15 protein-coding genes are annotated in these 22,580 nt (G+C 54.4%); 6 read left to right on the top strand and 9 right to left on the bottom strand.

Annotated features, from left to right (window positions below):
* The first annotated feature begins 4 nt into the window (after positions 1–4).
* The gene (locus tag IE076_RS10115) at positions 5–226 is read left to right on the top strand and encodes a ribbon-helix-helix domain-containing protein (protein ID WP_189436653.1); all 222 of its coding nucleotides are present in this window, start codon (positions 5–7) and stop codon (positions 224–226) included.
* Here the strand turns inward: IE076_RS10115 and IE076_RS10110 are convergent.
* Together IE076_RS10110 and IE076_RS10105 are read right to left on the bottom strand one after the other, a co-directional pair.
* The gene (locus tag IE076_RS10110; protein WP_189436652.1) at positions 219–4,295 is read right to left on the bottom strand and encodes an AsmA family protein; all 4,077 of its coding nucleotides are present in this window, start codon (positions 4,293–4,295) and stop codon (positions 219–221) included. The genes IE076_RS10115 and IE076_RS10110 overlap by 8 nt on opposite strands.
* A 173-nt stretch (positions 4,296–4,468) precedes the next feature.
* On the bottom strand, positions 4,469–5,890 hold the full coding sequence (locus IE076_RS10105) for an FAD-binding oxidoreductase (protein WP_189436651.1): 1,422 nt from the start codon (positions 5,888–5,890) through the stop codon (positions 4,469–4,471).
* A gap of 305 nt (positions 5,891–6,195) precedes the next feature.
* Here IE076_RS10105 and IE076_RS10100 point away from each other — a divergent pair, with 305 nt between their 5' ends.
* The 4 genes from IE076_RS10100 to IE076_RS10085 all read left to right on the top strand — a co-directional run bounded on the left by IE076_RS10100 (position 6,196) and on the right by IE076_RS10085 (position 10,045).
* Positions 6,196–7,836, top strand: coding sequence for a chloride channel protein (locus IE076_RS10100; protein ID WP_189436650.1), 1,641 nt, complete (start codon positions 6,196–6,198; stop codon positions 7,834–7,836).
* Positions 7,837–7,925: 89 nt separating this feature from the next.
* On the top strand, positions 7,926–8,795 hold the full coding sequence (locus tag IE076_RS10095) for an AraC family transcriptional regulator (RefSeq protein ID WP_189436649.1): 870 nt from the start codon (positions 7,926–7,928) through the stop codon (positions 8,793–8,795).
* 180 nt (positions 8,796–8,975) lie between these two features.
* Positions 8,976–9,725 carry an AzlC family ABC transporter permease gene (locus IE076_RS10090; protein ID WP_189436648.1) on the top strand — a complete coding sequence of 250 codons (750 nt, stop codon included), beginning with the start codon at positions 8,976–8,978 and terminating at the stop codon, positions 9,723–9,725.
* Entirely contained in the window at positions 9,722–10,045 is a 324-nt protein-coding gene (locus IE076_RS10085) for an AzlD family protein (protein ID WP_189436647.1), read from the top strand. The genes IE076_RS10090 and IE076_RS10085 overlap by 4 nt, the downstream gene beginning before the upstream one ends.
* 56 nt (positions 10,046–10,101) lie before the next feature.
* Here IE076_RS10085 and IE076_RS10080 read toward each other — a convergent pair whose 3' ends face one another.
* The 5 genes from IE076_RS10080 to IE076_RS10065 form a co-directional block, all read right to left on the bottom strand.
* Positions 10,102–11,925, bottom strand: a complete 1,824-nt coding sequence (locus tag IE076_RS10080; protein ID WP_189436646.1) for an aminopeptidase P family protein — start codon at positions 11,923–11,925, stop codon at positions 10,102–10,104.
* Between the two features lie 578 nt (positions 11,926–12,503).
* Positions 12,504–13,406, bottom strand: a complete 903-nt coding sequence (locus IE076_RS10075) for a 50S ribosomal protein L11 methyltransferase (protein ID WP_189436645.1) — start codon at positions 13,404–13,406, stop codon at positions 12,504–12,506.
* Positions 13,407–13,494: 88 nt separating this feature from the next.
* On the bottom strand, positions 13,495–14,628 hold the full coding sequence (locus tag IE076_RS22990) for a cation:proton antiporter domain-containing protein (RefSeq protein ID WP_280514297.1): 1,134 nt from the start codon (positions 14,626–14,628) through the stop codon (positions 13,495–13,497).
* Positions 14,629–14,633: 5 nt separating this feature from the next.
* On the bottom strand, positions 14,634–15,311 hold the full coding sequence (locus IE076_RS22985) for a cation:proton antiporter domain-containing protein (protein ID WP_209009013.1): 678 nt from the start codon (positions 15,309–15,311) through the stop codon (positions 14,634–14,636).
* A 73-nt stretch (positions 15,312–15,384) separates the two neighbouring features.
* Positions 15,385–17,790, bottom strand: coding sequence for an ATP-dependent helicase (locus tag IE076_RS10065; RefSeq protein ID WP_244649656.1), 2,406 nt, complete (start codon positions 17,788–17,790; stop codon positions 15,385–15,387).
* Between the two features lie 383 nt (positions 17,791–18,173).
* Here IE076_RS10065 and IE076_RS10060 point away from each other — a divergent pair, with 383 nt between their 5' ends.
* Positions 18,174–18,692: a DUF4142 domain-containing protein gene (locus IE076_RS10060; protein WP_189436643.1), complete on the top strand. Its 519-nt coding sequence runs from the start codon at positions 18,174–18,176 to the stop codon at positions 18,690–18,692.
* Between the two features lie 103 nt (positions 18,693–18,795).
* Here the strand turns inward: IE076_RS10060 and ligA are convergent, their stop codons facing one another.
* The gene (gene ligA / locus IE076_RS10055) at positions 18,796–20,961 is read right to left on the bottom strand and encodes an NAD-dependent DNA ligase LigA (protein WP_189436642.1); all 2,166 of its coding nucleotides are present in this window, start codon (positions 20,959–20,961) and stop codon (positions 18,796–18,798) included.
* Positions 20,962–21,216: 255 nt separating this feature from the next.
* Positions 21,217–22,476, bottom strand: a complete 1,260-nt coding sequence (locus tag IE076_RS10050; RefSeq protein ID WP_189436641.1) for a glycosyltransferase family 87 protein — start codon at positions 22,474–22,476, stop codon at positions 21,217–21,219.
* Positions 22,477–22,580 lie beyond the last annotated feature (104 nt).

Raw genomic sequence — 22,580 nt, 5'->3', positions numbered from 1 at the left:
CCCCATGAGCCTCAAGAAACGCTCCATCACGCTCCACGGTCACCGAACCAGCATTACACTGGAGCCTGAATTCTGGGCCGGACTAGAAGACTTTGCCTACAGTCAGGGCAAGACCATCACTGCAACCATCGCTGCCATTGATGATGAGAGAAACCCCGAAAACAATCTCTCAAGCTGCATTCGTGTAGCCGTACTCAAATATTATCAGGGCCAACTAATCAATTGACTTGCAACAGACGGCCACCAGGCAACTCGATGAACCTTGGTGCCCCACGATCCTCCGCTGGTAAATCCGGCAATGGACGGCGCTGAACCTGATTATCATTGCGCGCATCAAGCGCGCCCAGATTTCTGGGCGCCCCTGACTGAATGATCGGCCCAAGCAAATCAACCTCACCAGCGGAAACCGTCGCCTCATTCATCCCACCAATCGTCACCGGCTCGTCCAGCGCAGGCAAATTGCTCTTTGCCCGTGGTGTCGGCGGGTTCACGATCGAAACGGCAGGGTTGCTGGGCTTTTGCTCAGCCTCATCGCCGTCAAGCACCGAGCGAATTCGGGCACTAAAGTCCAGCACCGAGTTTGTCTTGGCGTCGCTCTCAGCCTGCACTCGCGCATCAGCCGCTGCTTTAGTATCCGCCGCAGCCCTCTGTTCTGCCACCCTCTGCGCCGCCTCGGCCTGCTTTAGAGCCTCAAGCGCTTTCGCTTTGCGCGCCTTTTCCTCAGCTGCCAAGCGTGCAGCACGCTCTCGTGCCACCTTGTCAGCTTGAGCCTGCTGCGCACGCTGCGCAGCTGCGGCAGCTTCTGCGGCCTGACGGGCTTTTTCTTCCTCTGCCACTTTTGCTTTGAGAGTAGCTTCCTCTTCCCGCTGTTTCTTCAGCTCATCAAGCATTCGCTCTTGCTCGGCAATCTTGTTCTGCTCTTCCTCAATGCGCTTCACGTTCATCTCGATTGCACGAAGGTTCAGATAGGAAAGCAGTGGCCCCGTATCCAGCTTGCGCTGCGGGTTTTCCATTGATCCGGAATACAAGATAGCAACCTGAGGCTCAGCCCCGGCAACCTTCTGCGCCTCATCACGGGTTTTCATGGAAACATCACCGGTCAACGCCCACTTCTCAAGATCAATCAGCGCAGACCCGAACAGCGTAGTGCCTTCCGTATCAACCGAGATATTGCGCGCACGGATGCGACCACTGGCAAGGCCCACCGAACCATCAACGCGTTTGAACTTGACCGACCCCGCATCTAGATGGTCAGCAAATGCGCTTTGGATAGCAGCCTCATCAATCTCAAGCCCCGCATCCGCTGCCTTGATCACCAGATCAAAAGCAGACGGATTGATACGGCGTATCTCTCCATCTGTCAGGCTGAACGTACCACCGCCGGAAAGACCGGCAACAAGACCGGAGATCGTGCGCCCACTGCCCTCAAATTCAGCAATCGCCTGCAGCTTACCGGTCGCCAGTGCGCGTCCGTCATCAGACCAGGACAGCTCCTCAAAGTCTGCATCATCGAGCCGGAACCGGCCAGAAAGCGTTGCCTGTCCCTGATCCCGCTGCAAGTCAAAAGCCCCGGAGAACTCTCCGCCGGCAAAGCGTCCCTTCCCTTCGCTGATGGAAAGCTGATTGGACCGCAAGCGTAGCTGACCACTGGCAGCTGCCAGACGGAACTCATCGCTGAACAATGCTCTGTCACTTGTCACATCCAGCGTTAGATCAACACCATCCGCAAGGCCCTGCCCCAGTGCCTGAGAAGACCAGACGCTATCGTCCTGAAGCACGCCAGCCCACACGTTGGAGCCCAGCAGCAATTCACTCATGCTGCGCATATCCAGCTCGGACAATTCAACCTTACCGGAGGCCTTCAGAGGACCGTTTTTCACCAGCGAGCCTTCCAGCTCGCCCGTCAGATCCATATTGGCCAACTGGCCTTTCAGATCCGCAAGCTTAAAGTCACGCCCGCGCCCTTCAACCTGTGTGCTCAGGTTCGCTTTGAGAGGGCCAGAGTAAATTGGATAAACCTTGCCAAACGCCAATCCGTAATCAGCAAGATCATCAGACTGCAGCTCAACCTTAGCGGACCACACCGCATCAGAGCGGCGCGGAAAACGGACGGTCCCATCGGAGAGCACTTTCATGCCCACCAAGTCACTGGAGAACCCAAATGCAAGCTGATCACGCGGGCTACCGGACAAGGACAAACGAACCTCACCCGGCTGCAATTGGGTAATCGGGATCGCCTCAAACCCAAGCTGGCGCAGCACCTTGACACCATCTTTACCACCAAGGGTCATTTCTGCATAAAGATTGCCCTCGGCAAAGTCATCGATACGACCTTCAAAGGTCCCGTTCAGATCAATCTCGCTAACACCAACCTCACCAAACAGGTTCAGCGACATATCTGTCCGCCCCTTCTCCGCATAGGCCGAAAGCTCAGCCTTCAGGCTTGCCGGAGCAAGGTCAGGAGCTGCCGTTTTCAGGCGCTTGATCAGTGGATGGTCAGGCGCATATTCTTCCAAAACAGCAACAGCGCCATTGAGAGACGAAGCAGTCAGAGTGCCTTTGATGTTGCCCTGAGGAGTTGTGCTCAGGTCATCAATACGGCCCTTCATATCAATATAGGCACCAGCAAAGTCACGGATTTTCAGCTGGCTAATCGACAGCGCATCCTGGCTCAGGCTGGCACTCACCGCCATGCTCTTCGCCTTCACCCCGCTGGCAACCAGCTCATCCGCGTAAAGCCGCAGCGACATATCAACCACACTCGGCTTGACCGCCTTGCCCGTAAACGCTTCCACATACCGTTGGATCTCATCCACATTGACCCGGTCACTGTCCATATCAACGGTAATCAGCGGACTGCTATCGAGTGGATGTTCAAAGGAGATCAGACCAACACTGCGCACATCGCCCGCATCAATACGCAGGTCCGAAAGCCGCAGAGCCCCCGAACCAGCCTCAACACGGCCCTTCAGCGCAAGCGGGGCAAGCCGCTTGGACCCATCCTTGCGCTCGCCCAACCACCAGTGCGCCAACTGATGTGGCTGACGGGATGAAATCTCCCAGTCCCCCTGATAACCAGCAGATCCACCCAGCTCCAGATACCCGCTGGTCATGAACTGGCTGCGGCCCGGCAACTCACCGGACAGAGCATCAATCTTCCAACCGGTCCCGGTGGACTCAAGCACGCCGCTCAAGTTGGAAACAACAGACCCACCTGCCACAACGACCGGAACACTCAGATCCATCTGACCTTTCACATCCAGAAGGGGCAGGCTCCGCAAACCGCCCGCCAATCGCGCCATAACAGCATCGGCTGGCACCAGCGGACGCTGCGGCCCGCCGCCAAGCATCCGGTCTAGATCAACCTGCTTGAATTGCGCAACCGCCTGAAATTCTGGCGCAGGCCCAAAGCTGTAAATCCCGCCACCTTCAGCGGTGACCGGACGGTCCTCTGAGCCGAGGCGCAGCGTCGTTTCAGTCAGCTCCAGTCGTTCGCCATCCAGATTGAACTTACTCTTACCGGCCCATTCCAGAGCCTCGGACCCTTCACTAAGAACAGACTGGACCTCCGCATCACCGGAATAGGAAGCCACACCATCCTGATGCCTCAGGAAACCATCCGTCGAAAATTCAGCAGCAACATTTGCAGGTGAAACCTGTGTTTTCACGCGTATCTGGCCGTTCCGCTCCAATCGGCCACTGCCGACCTTCAGCATGTAAGGAACGCCGTCATAGCGCAGCGCACCCTCGGCCTTGAACGGTCCCTGTAAACCTCCGGCAGAAAGCTCAAGATTAGCGTTGTCGGCGCGGCGCACTTGCCCGGTGCGCGCATCCGTTAACACGACAGAGCCGTTCGTAACGCTCACCCCTTCTAAGATGAGGGAGGCTGGGTCAATTTCGGAAATAACAGAGTGCCGCAGATTGCTCTGCAAAACATCAAGACGCCCAGCTTCATCCAGTGATAGGTTCAGCTCCGGTGCATTCAGCTTCATCTCCGTGACGTGGACTTCCCCACGCAACAAAGAAGGCAGCTCAATACGTCCCTCAAACCCTTTGATGGTTAAAAGCGGATCTTCCACTGCACCAACGCGTACATCTGAGAGCTTCACATAGGGGGCAGGTAACAGCTGGACATCAGTTTCTCCAAGGATCGTAACCTGATGCCCCAGAATCTTCTCACCATAGTTTTCAAAGAGAGACCGATAAGCTGACCAATCGATGACCAAAGGGCCAACAAGCGCGATAACCAGCGCCAAGATCAAAGTCCCACCGACGGTGATGTAAACCGAATTCAACGTTAAAGCTCCTTTACCCACTTCGAACCTCACGCCTTGCCGCGTTGTTCGCCTATGAGCTGCTTGCAAACACTCGTTTGTCTATGTGAATTACAGCAGGAACAAGACAACAGCAACGATTTAAGGCAATCTTTCCGAATGGAACGAAGCAAGTGCGTATTTATCGCACGTCTTTACTTGGCATCTAGCGAAACAATCTTGCCGGGATTCATGATATTCAGAGGGTCGAGGCTGCGTTTAACTGCCGCCATAACCGCCACTCCAGCTCCATGCTCCTTCGGCAGGTACTTCATTTTGCCCTGCCCCACGCCATGCTCACCCGTGCACGTCCCACCCATTTCGATGGCCCGGTAGTTCAGACGTTCCACAAAGGCCTCAGTCTTGGCAACATCCTCAGGATCAGTCAGGTCGGTCAGGACCAGCACATGGAAGTTCCCATCCCCCACATGGCCAACTATCGGGCCAATCAAGCCATTTTTTTCGATGTCTTCATGCGTAGCCGTCACACAATCAGCCAAACGAGAGATCGGCACACACACATCGGTCGCAAGCCCCGTCCGCTCTGGCGCCAAGCCAAGCCCAGCCCAGTACGCATCATGCCGCGCCGCCCATAGTCTGTTCCGCTCGTCCGGGTCTGTTGCCCACTCGAAGCTCTTCATGGAGTTCTCGGCTGCAATGTCGCCAAAGCGCTCTGCCTGCTCCTTTACTGAGGCCTCCGTGCCGTGGAATTCCACAAGCAGCAACGGCGATTCTGGTAAGGACAGCTTTGAATAGGCATTGACCGATTTGACTGAGAGCGTATCCAGCAGCTCAATTCGGGCAATCGGAATCCCATACTGCACCGCTTCAATAACCGTGTTGCAGCAATCTGCAATACTATCAAAGGAGGCAATACCACCCGAAATTGCTTCCGGTATCCCGTTCAGCTTCAGTGTGATTTCAGTGATCACACCCAATGTTCCCTCAGAGCCCACCATCAGGCGTGTCAGGTCATATCCGGCAGAAGACTTCTTGGCGCGGCTTCCTGTCCTCACAATGCTTCCATCAGGCATGACCACTGTCAGCGCCAGAACCGCATCCTTCATGGTGCCATACAGCACCGCATTGGTGCCCGACGCCCGCGTTGCTGTCATACCGCCGATCGTGGCATCCGCACCCGGATCAATCGGAAAGAACAAGCCCGTATCACGCAAGTAAGCATTCAGCTGCTTGCGAGTCACCCCCGGATGCACCACACAGTCCAGATCCTCGGGATGAACCGCAACAATCTCATTCATCTGGGAAAGATCCAGCGAAATACCGCCGCCCGGCGCATTCAGATGCCCCTCTAAAGAAGACCCGCTCCCGAACGGAATAATCGGAACGCGCAGGTCCGCGCAAAGCCTGACGATTTCTGAGACTTCCTCCGTCGAGTGGGCAAACACAACAGCATCCGGCGGCTGGTTAGGCAGCCACGACGTGGTATGGCCGTGCTGTTCGCGTAAGCTTTGGGAAGTCTGGCAGCGGTCGCCAAACCTTGCGGATAGGGATGTGATCGCTTTGTCGATCCCCTCATCATTACGCGTAACCCTCAGCTGCATCTCCGCTAAAGACATAGCAGACCTCCCTTATAATCCAGAGACTTCCCCCCGGAAGCTGTTTTCAGGCCTCTCAGAAAAACCCAAAACACGACTCGGCGTTTTTCGAAATTATAACCCTCAGCATGGTCCGCAATATTGAGCATTTGGCAAGGCCGAACCTGCTAGTGCCGGTGGATGATTGACCTTCCTTAAGTCTTTCTCAGTGCTTGTTGAAAATAATAGGGTCAAATCGGGATGTCAGAAGATATCCTGATTGGCGTTTCACTGGGAATCTCGCTAAAGACACTCCCATCATTCATTATTGCATCGCTTAACCCATTATGCCCAACCGAGCCAACGCGCTGAAAACTGTATTACATCTCGCACATAAGTGGATCGAACCAAACCTGCGTTTGTTCATGTCATCACGACTTCCGCTTGTCTGGTTTCTCGCACTGTTAATCGGAGCGGCTGTCGGCGTGTCTGCGATCCTGTTTCGCATCGGGATCGGAATGGTTCAGTGGGTATGGCTTGGCACCGCCTCGGAGCGTATGATCACCGCAGCTGCTTCACAGCCATGGTATGTGGTTGTTTTGGCGCCCGTTCTTGGCGGTGCAGTTGTTGGGCTCCTGCTACAAACCGTGCAAAAGAAGCAGCGGGCGGGCGGCGTGGCAGATGTTATAGAAGCGCGTGCTCATGGTGGCAGAGGCCTGCCCTTCTGGTCCGGCATCACATCTGCCTTCATCACCATCATCTCGCTTGGCAGTGGCGCCAGTGCTGGCCGCGAAGGGCCCATGGTCCATCTGGGCGCAACGCTCGGCACCTCGGTCTTCACCAGACTGAAACTACCCGATTCCGCAATGCGCATCTTGCTTGCAGCAGGTGTCGCAAGTGCCGTTTCCGCAAGCTTTAACGCACCCATTGCGGGCGTTCTCTTTGCCCATGAGGTCATCCTGGGTCACTATGCATTGTCAGCCTTTGTCCCCATTGTGCTCTCCTCGGCCATGGGAACACTGATCGCCCGTCTCTATTTTGGCGAAGCAGTGGCCTTCATCCTGCCTCACTATCAAATAAGCACCTACTGGGAATTCCCTGCGTTTGTGCTTCTGGGCATCATTTGTGCAGTTGTCGCCATCATGTTCCAGTTCGCACTGATTGGAGCTGATTGGGTTGCCAGAAACGTCAAAATGCCGATCTGGTTCCGCCCCATCGTCGGCGGCGCACTGGTTGGCTCTATTGCCGTTTTCTATCCGGAAGTGCTCGGCGTAGGCTATGAAGCAACCGATGGCGCGCTTAACTCCCAACTTCCGCTCACATTGATGCTCTCGCTGCTGGTTGCGAAGACAATCGCAACAGCAATCACCCTCGCCTCCCGCTTCGGAGGTGGTATCTTCTCGCCTTCCCTTTATCTGGGTGCAATGACAGGTGGTGCCTTTGGCCTGATCGCAGCAAACATTCTGCCGGAAATGGCCTCCAGCCACGGCCTTTACGCAATCTTAGGCATGGGAGCTGTCGCCTCTGCGGTGCTTGGCGCACCAATCTCAACCACTATGATCGTGTTTGAGCTGACCGGCGGCTACGAACTTTCCATCGCCTTGCTCATCGCCGTCTCCATTTCCACCGGCCTCAATCAGGCAATCCATGGCCGCTCCTACTTCCACTGGCAGTTGGAAATGCGCGGTGTCATGTTGCAGGATGGCGCCCACAAGTGGCTGGTCCGCATCGTGCATGTGGAAGACTTCGCCGACCCACCAAGACCGGACACTGACACCACGTTTGATCCAGACACAGAAGCGCCTGCTCTTGCGCCATTGGACACGCTGGAAAAAGCCCTCAAGGCCTTTGACGATGCGGGTAAGTCAACGCTCCCTGTTGTTGACCCTAAAGACCCCACTCAGATCATCGGCTACGCAAGCCATGTGAAGGCTCTACGTTACTTCAACTCCGCGCTGATTCAGGCCAATGTTGAGGAACACCGCTAGCTAAACCCCAGATAATCTCCATTGACCCATCTGAAAAAAACAGCAATCTCATTCAAGACATACCTGTCACTGATGGATAATCTGGGTCAATGAAGACGGTCACTCAAAAAGCTGCATTGGAAGCAACTCCGCTCAATTCAGGCGAGAACGCACAGTTCTGGTGCGCGCCCCGTTTTGACGGACTGGAGTGTCTTGCAGCAAGTTTCAGAACGCATGTGTACGAGCCCCACACCCACGACACCTTTGTCGTCGGCGGCATTCTGTCTGGCTGTCAGGTCTATTGGCAACGTGGACAGCAGATATTTGCAGGCCCCGGAGATCTGGTCTTTGTGAACCCCTTCGAGCTTCACGACGGCATACCGGAAGGCCACGGCTACACCTACCGCATGACCTATCCAAGCATATCCCTGCTCAAAAGCATTGCTGAAGATATGACAGATAAGCCGCAAAGCGGGACGCCGTTTTTCCCAGAGCCCCGTGTCTATGATCCGGAGCTGTGTCAGGAATTCATAGCAGCGCACAAGTCCATACAAAACCGCTCCATTGATCTGGAAGCGGACGAAACACTTTACATGATCTTTGCAAAGATGCTCGCCAGATACGGCAGTTTCACTGACAATCTGTTGGGCTCGAAAGATCCCGTCGCTGTCAGGAGGACCCGCGAATATCTGGAGGAAAGCTTCATGGATACCGTGCATCTGGATGATCTGGTGAACATCTCGGGCCGCTCCAAGTACCACCTCATTCGCTCCTTCAAAAAGGCGACAGGCCAAACCCCGCACGCCTATCTGACAGATGTGCGCGTGCGCAACGCAAGACGCCTGCTTGTACGTGGAGCCTCCCCGAGCGAAACAGCATCCCTCTGCGGCTTTGCGGATCAGGCTCACCTGACACGTCAGTTCAAATCACGTGTCGGCACAACACCTGCTGCCTTCCAAAGGTCCGTAATTACCACCTGATCGCTGTGTTTCTCCAGCAGGCGCGAAAAACAGCAATCTCATTCAAGACGCTCCCTATCACTCTGATTTAAAACCCTTCTAAAGCATATTCCCGAGAAGGGACGACCGGCTTTCCGGCAAGAATACCCGAGGCGGATTACAGCATGCCTGTAAACACCACCTCGGCTTTAGGAGGTTTTTGTGAAAACCAATCAGAACAAATCAGCGGTCAACGCTGGCCCCAATGAATTTTTGCTCGGCGTCACAACGTTCTTCCCGTTGATTTTCGCCGTAGCACCCATCGGCCTGCTCTTTGGCGCCCTTGCAGCCCAAAAAGGACTGTCCCCATTAGAAGTCCTGCTGATGGGCTCCTTCGTGTTTGCAGGCGGTTCGCAGTTCCTTGCTTTGGATTTGTGGGCAGACCCGCTTCCGTGGGTCACCGTTGCCTTCTCAACGTTCCTGATCAACCTACGCCATGTGCTCATGAGCGCTTCGCTGGCTCCCAAGCTGGGGCACTGGACAACGCTGCAAAGATACCTCGGCTTCTTCATATTGGCAGATGAGGTGTGGGCCCTTTCCGAGCAGCGCGCTATCAAGCACCACACAACCTTCAGCTTCTATCTGGGGGTCGGACTCACCCTGTTCGTCACATGGCAGGTCGCAACAGTTGCCGGAAGCTTGATCGGCGCGGTTATGGGAGATCCATCCCGCTTTGGTCTGGACTTTGCCTTCACCGCCCTCTTCATCTGTCTGGTCATGGGCTTCTGGCAGGGACGCAAGACCGGCGTGGTCCTCGCAGCCAGCGGCCTTGCAGCCGTACTCACCTACAAGTTCGTTCCCGGAGCCTGGTACATAATTGCTGGCGCAGTTGCAGGCGTCATCGCCGCCGCAATCCAGTATGATGACAGCCCGAAGACACAGCTAAAACCTGCGGAGGCACTCCAGTCATGAGCTCAGAAATCTTCGCAGTAGATCCGCTTGTCCTCTTCACCATTCTGGCAATGGCGGCAAGCACCTACCTGACCCGGATCGCAGGACTGGTTTTGACTAGGTTCGTCACCTTCTCAGGCCGCACAGAGGCAGCCTTGCAAGCTGTCCCACCCGCAATCCTTATGTCAGTTGTCGCCCCCATAGCCTTCGCCACTGGCGCTGCAGAAACCACTGCTACAGCCATCACGGCCATCGCCGCGCTGCGTTTGCCCATGCTGGCAGCCATGGCAATAGGAGTTGTCAGCGTGGTTGTCTTAAGAATGGCCCTCACCGCTTTCTAAACAAAAACCCCGCTTCCATGAGCGGGGTTTTCTTTATCATTAGCGGAAGCAGACCATCATCGCGAAACCGGACGGGTCGCCTCTACAAGCCACGCATTGGTCTCGTCATCCAGCAACGGACAAATCAGCTCGCGAACACGTGCATGATAGGTATTCAGCCAGTTCAGCTCGAACTCCGACAGAAGCTTGGTATCAACCATACGCAGATCAATCGGCGCAAGCGTCAGTGCTTCAAAGCCGAGCATTTTTTGATCACCACCTTCAATGCTCGAAGCAGGCGTCACCAACTCAAGGTTCTCAATGCGGATGCCGTATTCATCAGCACGATAGTAGCCCGGCTCGTTGGAAAGGATCATACCCGGCTTCAGCGCAATGCTGTTTGGCATCTTGGAGATCCGCTGAGGACCTTCATGCACGCCAAGGTAGGAGCCAACGCCGTGGCCGGTCCCATGGTCAAAATCAAGGCCCTGTTTCCAAAGGTCGATACGTGCAAGCGTGTCCAGCTGTGAGCCCGTTGTCCCGACAGGGAAGCGTGCAGTTGCAATCGCGATATGGCCTTTTAGAACCAGCGTAAAGTGCTCGCACTGCTCCGCCGTCACCGCACCCACAGCAAGCGTGCGGGTAATGTCCGTCGTGCCGTCTTCGTACTGAGCGCCGGAGTCGATCAGATAAACGCTGTTCAGCTCAATAGGCAGATTGCTGTCATAGCTCACGCGGTAATGACAAATCGCACCATGAGGACCAGCTGCGGAGATCGAGTCAAAGGAGATATCCTTCAACGCACCAGTCTCACGGCGGAACTCCTCAAGCTTTTCTGCAACAGAAACCTCTGTCAGACCACCAAGCGGGGCTGTCTTCTCAAACCATGCAAGGAAGCGTGCATAAGCAACACCATCACGAAGATGGGCCGATTTCGCGCCTTCAATCTCGGCTTGGTTTTTGACAGCCTTAGGCAACAAGGTCGGTTCCTGCCCTGCCACAACATGACCGCCATTGTCGGCGACTGCGTCATAAAGAGCCTGTCCGGCAAGACTGGTATCAATAAGAACCCGTTTGCCTTCAGAGCCTAGTGCCGTCAACGCTGGAAGAAGCTCGGCTGGAGCAGCAATATCAGTCAGCCCGCTCAGCTCATCACGCACTTCGTTGGATAGCTTGCGTCCATCAATGAACAAGGAAGGTTTACCCGCAGCTGGCACCAAAGCAAAAGACAGCGGCAACGGCGTATGAGTAACATCGCTCCCACGTATATTCAGCAGCCATGCGATTGAATCAGGCTGGGTCAAAAGCGCGGTATCAGCTTCGTTCTCCGCAATCTCTTCACCAATGCGCTTGATCTTGTCCGCAGCGCTTTCGCCTGCAAACTGCATTGGGTGAATCTTCACTGAACCGAGCGGGGCTTCCGGACGATCCGTCCAAACAGCATCAATCGGGTTGCTGTCCGTAGCGACCAGTTCAGCGCCAGCCTTTTCACAAGCGGTTTTCAGAGAGGTAACCTGACGAACCGGATGCAACATCGGATCGTAACCGATCTTCTGACCTTCCTTGGCGTTCTCACGAATCCACGCCGTCAGCGGCTCATCAGTCAGATGACGATAGGCAAACGCATCTTCGTCTACCTGATCACGCACCTGAATGGTGTAGCGCCCGTCAATGAAAACCGCTGCTTTCTCAGTAAGCACCCCAGCGATACCGGCAGAACCGGTAAAACCCGTCAGCCACTCAAGCCGGCAGTCACTTGCAGGCACATATTCGCCCTGGTGGGCATCAGCCCGTGGGACCAGAAAGCCATCAAGCCCGCGAGAGGCCAGCTCGTCTCGCAGAGCGGCCAACCGAACCGGCCCACGAGATTTATCATTTACTGTGTCAAAGCTCTGAAACATGCCGGAAGGCTAATGCTGATTGCCCCACAACTCAACCACGCAAACGTGGCTCCTCAGAGGAATTTTGCTTTTACATCAGGCAGAACAGAGGCGGCGGGACACATTTCAAACAAGAAATGTAAGCCTGCTTATATGTCCATGCAAATTCAGATTACAACCACTTAAAGCTATGCATAAATCGCATGATCGACATGCGAAACTATGTCTTTTTTTACAAAGCGAAATAATGGATAACTCCTCTTGTCGACGGGGCGCTTCCCTCCCAAAGCAAACCGGCGGGTCACACCTCCTCCCAATGTGAACCGCACGACACAAATGGCCGGCAGCCATCAGCAGCTACTAGCGCTAAAAATGCCACTCATACTGCTAGATATCTCCTCCCAATATCTAGCAAGCTAAGCAAATTCCTCCCAGTTGCTTAGCACACAAAAAAACCTTTGCTTCCCCGGCAAGTTCCTCCCAAATTGCCGGATCAGGAAGCAAAGGTTTTTTGTTTTTTGCTGGTCCCCTTCAGCACAATAAAAAACCCTCACTGCATCAGCACTGAGGGTTCAATTCGTTAGGCAATGTGCCAGAACTTATGGGGCCCACTTGCCCTTTGCAAAAGTCAGCGTCAACCAACCGTCAATTTCACGGCGGTGCACCAGCTTCAGGCCCTGCTGACCATAAGCAGAGATAATCCGCGGACCATGCTCAATGCGCAAGCCCGAAAGAACCAGAGCGGACTTTTCAGCAAGGTTGCGGCACAGCTTGGCAGACATCTGCATCAAAGGCTTTGCAAGGATATTGGCAACAACCAGATCAAACGGGCCGAACTCGCTAAAACGGCGATCATCCACGCCAGCACCGGTAAAGGCCTTGAAGTGCGGGCCAACATTATTCTTGCGTGCATTATCAACCGCTGCTTCGACCGCAATCGGATCAATATCGGTCGCCAGAACTTCCGCGCTCGAGAGCTTCGCCAAGGCGATACCCAGAACGCCGGTACCAGTGCCCAGATCAAGCATCCGCTGGTATTTATTCCGCTTCAACAACCGCTGAAGCTCCAGCAAACACCCTTCTGTGGTGCCATGGTGGCCTGTACCAAACGCCTGTGCAGCTTCAATCTCGATACCAATATCAGAGGTGTTGACCGCATCACGGTCATGCGCACCATGCACGATCACCCGGTCAGCACGAACCGGCTTCAAACCTTCAAGAGACTTGGCAACCCAGTTGATGTCCGGCAGCACTTCAACTTCGGAATCATCTGGCATGACACCGCCTTCAAAGTGCTCAGACATACGCATCTCAACGAGTTTGACCGCTTCATCAACGGTGGACTCCAGAACCAGCACTTCTGCTGTCCAAACGGTTCCATCCAAGGAGCTTTCAAAGACAGCAATTGGAAAACCGTCATCCTCAAAGCACTGTTCCATAATGATGGCCAGAGCCTTTGCTTCGGCCTCAGGTGCCGGAATGCGAACCCGGATCGTATCCATGCCTAATCCCTTAGTTGCGATGAGCTATCCAAGCTCATACAAAATCTTTGCATAGCCTATAGAATGCACAGCGTTGAAAAGCCAGCACTCACGAGGCTTTCTCGCGCTCTGCCGCATATTCACTGGGAACAAGGCTCAGTATAATGGAACCGGCAGCAGGCGCCTCTGACACAGCACTGTTCAGTAGGCGCAGCTTCTTGGACGGCCCAATCAACATCAACATAACCGCAGCCTCCGGCAATGCTTCCTGAAACTCGGCCCAGCCATATGTATCTGTCAGCTCACTGGCTTTGATAAACCAACCTTCACGGATCTTCCCCTCAAGATCATTGTAACCGTGTTCCGGCGAAAGAAATGGCCGACCACCCAGCGTCACCACACGCCGAAATTTTTCTTTCTCGCTTTGCTCTTCCGGCGGCGCAAACTGGTACACCTCCCCACGCCCCATAAGAGGCCCGAAGTTGGTTGTCACAAGCGCGTTGTAATCATCATTATCCGTCACGGCGAGCAGCACACTGTAGTTTTCCAGCGGCAGGGCATTTTCCACTTCTTCAGAAAGAACCTCTCCGTAATAGGTCTCCAGCCCCGCACTACGCGAAAGCCGCAGCTTGCCCCAGTTGCGGTCAACAGTCAGGGTGGGAACCTCCAGCGTCTTCAGCTTGGTCGCCAGCGCAACGCTGAACCGGCTCGCCCCCACAATCAAAAGCCCAGGGCCCATACGACTGGAAAGCCCCAACCACCGCGCAAATGGCCCAAGCGTGAACCCATGCGCAAACACAGTCACCACCACCACAGCAAATGATAAAACCGCCAGCCGCTCCCCATCAGGTGCTCCATGCTCCATAAGAGATCTGGCAAACAAACCGGAGACAGCCACCGCCACAATACCGCGCGGCGCAATCCAGCCCACCAACAACCGCTCCTTCCAGCTGAGATGAGCTCCAATCGTCCCAACCCAAACTGAGATTGGCCGGATTACAAACAACAACACCAACACAAAGGCCAGATCAGCCATTCCAAACTCCGCAAGACTGCGCAGCGAAACCGAAGCTGTGAGAACAATGAAAACCGAAGAAACCAGAATAATCGTGACCGCTTCCTTGAACCGCTTCAGCTCCTCAAGGCTGGCAAGGCGGGAATTGCCAAGCACCAACCCGAGAACCGTCACTGTCAGCAGACCGGACTCTTCTAAAACCAGATCGGAAAGCGCATAGGCACCCATCACGCTCACGAGATCAGTGGCACCTTGAGAAACTCCGGCACCCGACCGCCAACAAACAGCCAAATCAACCCACGCCCCAGTGCCCAGCCACCAACGCCACCAATCAGCAGTCCAGCCACGGCCCGGATTGCAAGCACCCAAAACCCATGGTCACCGTGATAAACCATATAGCCTTCAAACATGAACACGGCGAGCAGCGCCCCGAGCGGATCAGCAAGGATCGCTTCCCAACGCAGCAGCGAACTCACCCGCCGTTCCAACCGCGCCTGACGGAGCAGCGGAATGATCACAGTCGGGCCGGTAACAATCAGGATTGCGGCAAACACAAGAGCTGAAGGCCAGCTCAGTTCAGCAATATAGTGTGCATTCAGCGCGCCCAACAAAAACGCGATAAACGCGCCCAAAAGGACGAGCCGTCGGACTGCCTTCTCGACACCGCCAATACGTTGAAAATTAAGGGAAAGACCACCTTCGAAGAGGATCACCGCCACGCCGAGCGCAACAGTTGGACGCAACAAATCACCAAACAACGCAGCCGGGTTGAGAACGCCGCTTGCCGGACCAAGCAGAAAGCCAGCAACAAGCAGAAGAACAATCGCGGGTAAGGACCAACGCCAGGCAAGCCACTGCGCACCAACGCCCGCAACACCAATCATTGCCAGCGCGCTAACCACGTCATGCATTGCCACCTCCCAACGCAACTTAGAAGAGAGATAACACAATCTACCCTAAAGGCAACTTACGCAAAATTGAGGCTTATGCCCGTTCAACAAAGCTATCGAGCACTTTCTTGGTACCAGCTTTTTCAAAATCGACGGTAAGCTTATTCCCCTCGATATCGCTGATAGCACCGTACCCGAACTTCATATGGAAGACCCGCTCACCAATCGCAAAATCACTACCAACCTCGGTAACGCTCTTGGCAACCAGCTCCCCTTCAATGGTCATCGGCCCAGCCTTCTTGGCTCGGCGGCTCTGGTTCCCACCATGCATTTTGCCGTACTTCTGACCAGACGACTGCGCCTTGCGCGCCCGCTGCCAGCCCGGTGTTGAATACTTGCTCTGGAAGGGATCACTGTTCTCAAACCGGCTGGCACCATAACCACCACCTGCACTGTTCAGACCATATCCGCCATAAGAGCCGGAGGCCTCAACAACCTCCACACTGTCTGCAGGAAGCTCATCAAGAAAGCGCGATGGAATACAGGATTGCCAGGAGCCATGAATACGCCGGTTTGACGTGAACCACACTTTCACCCGCTTGCGCCCGCGGGTAAGGCCCACATAGGCAAGACGGCGCTCTTCTTCCAAGCCAGCCTGACCGGTCTCATCCAATGCCCGCTGGTTCGGGAACACCCCTTCTTCCCAGCCCGGCAAGAAGACATTATCGAATTCAAGACCTTTTGCGGAGTGAAGCGTCATGATCGACACTGCATCTTCTTCCGCATCACTATCCTTGTCCATCACCAGCGAGATATGCTCAAGGAAGCCAGCCATGCTCTCGAACTCTTCCATGGAGCGGATAAGTTCCTTCAGGTTGTCCAGACGCCCCGGCGCTTCCGCAGACCGATCCTGCCGCCACATCTGGGTGTAGCCACTCTCGTCAAGGATAACCTCGGCAAGCTCCGTATGGCTCATGCTCTCAACCTGATTGCGCCAGTTATCAAACATGCCAAGCACATCTGCGAGCGCTGCCCGAGCTTTCGGGCGCAGCTCGTTGGTCTGGACCAACTCTTCAGTCGCAATCATCAGCGGAATAGCCCGCTCCCGCGCATATTCATGCACGATTTTCAGCGTTGCTTCCCCGAGCCCACGCTTCGGCGTGTTCACAATACGCTCAAACGCCAGGTCATCAGAGGGCTGCATCACACAGCGGAAATAGGCCAGCGCATCGCGAATTTCCATGCGCTCATAAAAGCGCGGACCGCCAATCACGCGGTAGTTCAGTCCAAGCGTAACGAACCGATCCTCAAACTCACGCATCTGGAACGACGCACGCACCAGAATGGCCATCTCGTTCAAAGAATGACCGTGGTTCTGCAGCGCTTCAATCTCATCACCAACAGAACGCGCTTCCTCCTGAGAATCCCAGGCAGAGGCAACCTGCACCTTCTCTTCATCCTCAGATCCCATCTGATCTGTAAAGAGGGTCTTCCCTAACCGGCCCTGATTGTGCGCGATCAAGTGAGAAGCAGCAGACAGAATATGGCTCGTCGAGCGGTAGTTCCGTTCAAGCCGAACCACGGTAGCGCCCGGAAAATCCTGCTCAAACCTGAGGATGTTATCAACTTCAGCACCGCGCCAGCCATAGATAGACTGGTCGTCATCACCAACGCAGGCCACGTTGGAATTACCCTGCGCCAGCAAGCGCAACCACATGTACTGCGCGATGTTGGTATCCTGATACTCATCCACTAGCATATAGCGGAAGCGGTGCTGGAAGCTCTTCAACACATCATCATGCTCTTTGAAAATGGTGATGCAGTGCAGCAGCAAGTCACCAAAATCACAGGCATTCAAAATCGCAAGACGCTCCTGATAGGTCTGGTAAAGCTTGCGCCCCATCCCATTCGCAAAAGCCTGCGCTTCACCAACGGAGACCTGCTCAGGTGTCAGACCACGGTTCTTCCAACTGTCCAGCAATCCGGCAAATGTCTTTGCAGTCCAACGCTTTTCATCCAGACCTTCCGCCTTAATGATCTGCTTGATCAGACGGATCTGATCATCTGTATCCAGAATGGAAAACGAGGACTTCAACCCGACAAGTTCAGAATGGCGGCGCAAGATCTTCACACAAATCGCGTGGAACGTGCCCAGCCACGCCATGCCTTCAACACCGTCGCCAATGTAAGCGCCAATACGCTCTTTCATCTCGCGCGCAGCTTTGTTGGTAAAGGTCACCGCAAGGATCTGCCCCGGTGTGGCGTGACCAGTTGCAAGAATGTGCGCAATACGTGTTGTCAGAACCCGTGTCTTACCCGTGCCGGCTCCTGCAAGAACAAGCACAGGGCCGTTGATCGTCTCAACAGCAAGCCGCTGCTCCGCATTCAAGCCTTCCATGTAGGCTGGCGCACCGGTTTGCCGTGCAGCCATGGCCCTCGCCGCAATACCACCTGCCTTGGGCTGCGGCGCAGCCAGAGGATCAGCAGGGTTAGAAAGCATTCCGCGATGATGGGGGCCAGAAGAATTTGCCATTGAGCTCGTTGGATCCTTTGAACGCATACCTTCTCAACTCAGAGAAGGAATCTCCAATACTTAACGAAGAACAATATAGCAACAACTTTGAAGAAGCGAGGGATCTGCAAAGAGATACACATCGTTTTGTAGTCTCCGTCATCTTCACCCAGTAACTCTTCCCTCACGCCAGAATTGTTCTGTGAGGTTTTACCAAATCAGTTTTCGGATACTTGAAACCTACAGAAAGTCCTTAGCATTTTGAATAGAAAATTGTTTTATACGTGAGAACAGAAAACACACTACCGAAAGACAACAATACCTACACTTTATAAAAAGAAAAAACTCTGTAACAACCTGAAAGAAAAACAATGAATACTGGTAAGTTACACCTGACACGCAGAAACGCACTCATTGGTATATCCGGCTCTTTGCTGGCAACACCTGCGTTGGTCTCCTCAGCCTTGGCTGACAACCACGATACAAGCGACTACACCACCAAAACGCTGACCATCAGCCCTTTCTCGCTCGCGATCAGCGACATGGCCATGCACAAGGCAAGCAATGAAATGGTACGCGACTTCGCTCATCTGGAATATAGCGAACAAGCCGCTGTTTCAAAGGTAATTGAGTCCACTGGAGCAACCCCTCCACCACGTCCAGCGGACCTGGATGATATCTATAACCAACTGGACGCCGCAACTGGCTCTGAGTTTGATCAACTTTATATATCGACCGAGATCACTGGCCATGAAGACCTTCTTGCAGTCCAAACCCCGGAAGCAGGCAGAGATCCCATCGGCGTTGAAGTGGCAACCGCAGCCATTCTGGTCCCCTTCATCCATACCCACCTGACAATGCTGGCGGAAATCCGCAAGCAAATCAGCTAGTAAATTCATAATGATAGAAGAAAATCTGGGCAGATATCACAAAGATATCCAGCTCACATGGAACGGCGGGAGGAGCCAGCAAGCTCTTCCCGCTTGTTTTATCTTAGTCGCCAACAAGCTCAAACCAGTCATCCTCTGAGATGACCTGAATGCCAAGGCTCTGCGCTTTGGTGAGCTTGGAACCTGCCTTTGGACCAGCGATCACAAGATCAGTTTTCTTGGAAACCGAACCGGACACCTTCGCTCCAAGGCTCTCCGCCCGCGCCTTGGCCTCATCCCGGCTCATACGCTCTAAACTCCCTGTAAACACAAGGGTTTTGCCAGCAACAGGACTGCCAGAGGTATCCGCCACGACAACATCAAGCGGCGTGATCTGCTCCATTAGTGCGGCAAGCGCTGTAAGGTTGTGTTCCTCCGCAAAGAACTCCACCAAAGCATTGGCAACCGTTCCGCCAATGCCATCAATATCATTGAGCTCACGGTACGCCTCTGATGTCGTATCGGTTGCTGCGATCATCGCATCATAAAACGCACTCCAAGAGGAGTATGCACGCGCCAGCAGCTTAGCATTGCCTTCGCCCACGTGGCGAATACCCAGCCCGAAGATCAGCCGATTCAGCTCAATTTGCCGTTTACTATCAATCGCTTCAAACAGCTTACGAGCCGAAACCGCCCCAAAGCCTTCACGCGAGCGCAGCTTATTGAGAGAAACCTTGTCCCGTTCTGCCAGAGTAAAGATGTCCGCTGGCGTGCGGATACCACCCTTATCCATGTCATATTCGTAGAACGCTTCCACCTGCTTCTCGCCCAGACCTTCAATATCAAAGGCATTACGAGAAACGAAATGCTTGAGCTTCTCCATCGCCTGCGCCGGACAGATCAACCCGCCAGTACACCGACGAACCGCATCAACCTTGCCGGAAGTTGGATTAATTTCCCTAATCGCATGCGAATTACATACAGGGCACTCCGTCGGAAACACGAATGGCGCCACATCATCAGCACGTTTGCTCAGATCCACATCCACGATCTGTGGGATAACATCACCAGCCCGCTGGATGACGACCGTATCACCAACGCGTAAGTCCTTGCCATCACGAATGGATTCGCCGTCCTGACCAATGCCTTTGATGTAGTCTTCGTTATGAAGTGTTGCATTGGAAACCACTACGCCGCCAACAGTGACAGGTTCCAGTTTTGCAACTGGCGTCAAAGCGCCGGTTCGGCCCACCTGAATTTCGATGGCATTGAGGGTAGTAAATGCACGCTCCGCAGGGAATTTGTGCGCAATCGCCCACCGTGGAGAGCGCGAGACAAATCCGAGGCGGCCCTGCAAATCCAGCCGGTCCACCTTGTAAACCACGCCGTCAATATCATAGCCAAGACCGGAACGATCCTCCTCGATCCCATGATAAACGCTCACCAATTCCTCGGCGCTCTCACAGCGCTTCATCAGCGGGTTGATCTGGAATCCCCACTGCCCGAACAGCTCCACCATGCCCATCTGCGTGTCCGCCGGGATCTCACTCATATCACCCCATGCATACGCGAAGAACTTGAGCGGGCGGGTCTTGGTGATCTCGGAATTCAGCTGGCGCAACGACCCTGCCGCCGCGTTGCGCGGGTTGGCAAACACCTTGCCGCCATTGGCTTCCATACGCGCATTGAGCGCCGCAAAGTCCGCATGGCTCATGTAAACTTCGCCGCGCACCTCAACCACATCCGGCACACCGGTAGGTAGTTCCTTTGGAATATCCTGAATAGTCAAGGCGTTGGCAGTCACATTCTCGCCAGTGCTACCATCGCCGCGCGTTGCCGCATAAACCAGCTTCCCGCTCTCATAGCGCAGGGAAAGCGAAAGACCATCGATCTTCGGCTCAGCTGTGACAGCCAGCGCGCCCATCAGCGGATCATACTTTAAGAACCGGCGCACTTTGCCGATGAAGTCTCTCACATCTTCGTCAGAAAACGCGTTGTCCAGCGAGAGCATCGGCACCGCATGTGTAATCTTGCCAAAGCCTTCGGCAACAGCCCCACCAACCCGGTTGCTCGGACTGTCCGCACGCACCAGCTCCGGAAACGCAGCCTCCAATGCCTCGTTCCGGCGGCGCAGCGCATCGTAGGTCGCATCATCAACAACCGGCGCGTCTTCGGTGTGATAGGCTTTATCATATTCAGCAATCAGCCCCGCCAGCCGCTCCAGCTCCAGCGCAGCTTCGTCCGCGTTCAGGGCTTCAATTTCTTTTTGCGAGGTATCAGCAAGGCTCACCGGTCAACCCACCTGTTTCAGCTTCAATTAGGGGGATTATTCTTATCGCCACCGGGAATAACAAACCACCCGGAACAGGGGATTTAGACAGTATTTCACAGCCTCTACAAACCGCCATAAACGCAGTTCCCACCCAGCTCCCGCAAAATCAAAGGGTTAGGCACATAAAACACGTTTGCGTCGATTTGCGTTGATTTGCGTAATTCTGCGTTTTTTACGTAAAACACCCGTTCTTTTGTGAATACCACCCAAAGGTCAGGTAGTCCCAAGCTCCTCATCACCATCACGGTCATCGGGAACAGAGTTATCCCCCTCACCCTCATCATCCACTAGACTTGCTTGTGTCCGCTCCGCATCAATCATCCGTACCACCACCGCAAGCAGCGCCAGTGCAGTGAAGATCGGCCCAACAGGGAAGCCATGAGCTGCCAGCGCGATATTAACGATCGGGAGAAGATAAACCGCAAACAACAGAACTGGCTCCATCAAAGGAGTGTTCATGTCATCATCAAACAGGCCCGTCCGGGTCGCATAAAGATAGAGCGCTGGAGAGAGCACCGCATAATCCCACAGGAATAGGAAGGGCGTCGCCAAAAGAACGCACAGGGTCACCGCAAGGTTACGCGCAACCGGCTCACGTTCACGGGCGAAGAGCCAGAAGGTTACCGCAAACGCGATGATCGTGACAGGCAACTGCACCATATATCCCGCAGTCGCAGAAAACCCGAGAGAGCGCATAGCACCAAATGCAGATGGGATCAGATAAAGGAAACTGCCCTCACCCTGCGCCATAACAGTGGTCACCAGCGAAGGAACCGTCTCCAGATAAATCCACCAGAGCCCGGAGCCGAAGAACACAGCAGAGGCATCAACAAGGAAAGCCACCGTCGCCACACAGGCACACAGCGCGATGATGCTGCGGTGGGCGATCAGTATAATCGGAATCAGCATGAACAGCTCTGGCTTGATGGAAACACAGCCAAGCAGCACCCCCGCCCACGCCGGATGCCGGTCCATCAATCTCAGGCCACCATAAAGAAACCCACCGGCCAACATGCCGGACTGACCGTAAAACAGGTTCACCAGCGTAGCTGGCGCGAAGATGAAAAAGGTAACAGCCCGAATAGGTGCTCTTCGACTGAAGGCCACAGCAAAGGAGAGCAAACCGCCCATGCCCATCCAGACAGTATAGGCCTGCAGATACGTTAGACCGGAAATTGGGACCAGAAACACAAGCATACTGGGCGGATGCACCCAGGCATAAAAGCCGGACCCATCAGCCACATTGCGCTGCACTTCATTGTAAAACCAGCTGAAATCATAAAGCTGCGCAGCATTACCGCTCACAGCCAGACGCGAGGCCAGCAAAAACTGGTAGAAATCAGCACCCACCCTACGCAGATCAAATCCATCAAGGCCCATCACCGTTCCAAACAGATACAGCGGATAGACCACCGCAATCAGCAGCAGCGCAACAAGAAAATAGACCTGTAAGCGGGCGAACGAGATAAACATCTACCGGCCTCCATCTCAAGCCCATTCCAGCGGATCGACACCGTCAGACACTGTGAATAGGCTCAAACGAAAAGTGAGAGAGCTTGGTACGCAAACGCAAGTAC

This window comes from Pseudovibrio japonicus (assembly GCF_014651595.1).
GTDB classification, from domain to species: Bacteria; Pseudomonadota; Alphaproteobacteria; order Rhizobiales; family Stappiaceae; genus Pseudovibrio; species Pseudovibrio japonicus.
Note: the sequence above shows the minus strand (reverse complement) of the source record. Positions and strands in the feature narration are given on the sequence as shown.

Coding starts and splice junctions, on each gene's coding strand:
- IE076_RS22990 (WP_280514297.1), bottom strand. CDS start 14,628: ATGGGTGCCTATGCGCTTTCCGATCTGGTTTTAGAAGAGTCCGGTCTG.
- IE076_RS10075 (WP_189436645.1), bottom strand. CDS start 13,406: ATGGATACGATCCGGGTTCGCATTCCGGCACCTGAGGCCGAAGCAAAG.
- IE076_RS10080 (WP_189436646.1), bottom strand. CDS start 11,925: ATGTTTCAGAGCTTTGACACAGTAAATGATAAATCTCGTGGGCCGGTT.
- IE076_RS10105 (WP_189436651.1), bottom strand. CDS start 5,890: ATGTCTTTAGCGGAGATGCAGCTGAGGGTTACGCGTAATGATGAGGGG.
- IE076_RS10060 (WP_189436643.1), top strand. CDS start 18,174: ATGAATACTGGTAAGTTACACCTGACACGCAGAAACGCACTCATTGGT.
- IE076_RS10085 (WP_189436647.1), top strand. CDS start 9,722: ATGAGCTCAGAAATCTTCGCAGTAGATCCGCTTGTCCTCTTCACCATT.
- IE076_RS10050 (WP_189436641.1), bottom strand. CDS start 22,476: ATGTTTATCTCGTTCGCCCGCTTACAGGTCTATTTTCTTGTTGCGCTG.
- IE076_RS22985 (WP_209009013.1), bottom strand. CDS start 15,311: ATGCATGACGTGGTTAGCGCGCTGGCAATGATTGGTGTTGCGGGCGTT.
- IE076_RS10115 (WP_189436653.1), top strand. CDS start 5: ATGAGCCTCAAGAAACGCTCCATCACGCTCCACGGTCACCGAACCAGC.
- IE076_RS10100 (WP_189436650.1), top strand. CDS start 6,196: ATGCCCAACCGAGCCAACGCGCTGAAAACTGTATTACATCTCGCACAT.
- IE076_RS10095 (WP_189436649.1), top strand. CDS start 7,926: ATGAAGACGGTCACTCAAAAAGCTGCATTGGAAGCAACTCCGCTCAAT.
- IE076_RS10065 (WP_244649656.1), bottom strand. CDS start 17,790: ATGCTTTCTAACCCTGCTGATCCTCTGGCTGCGCCGCAGCCCAAGGCA.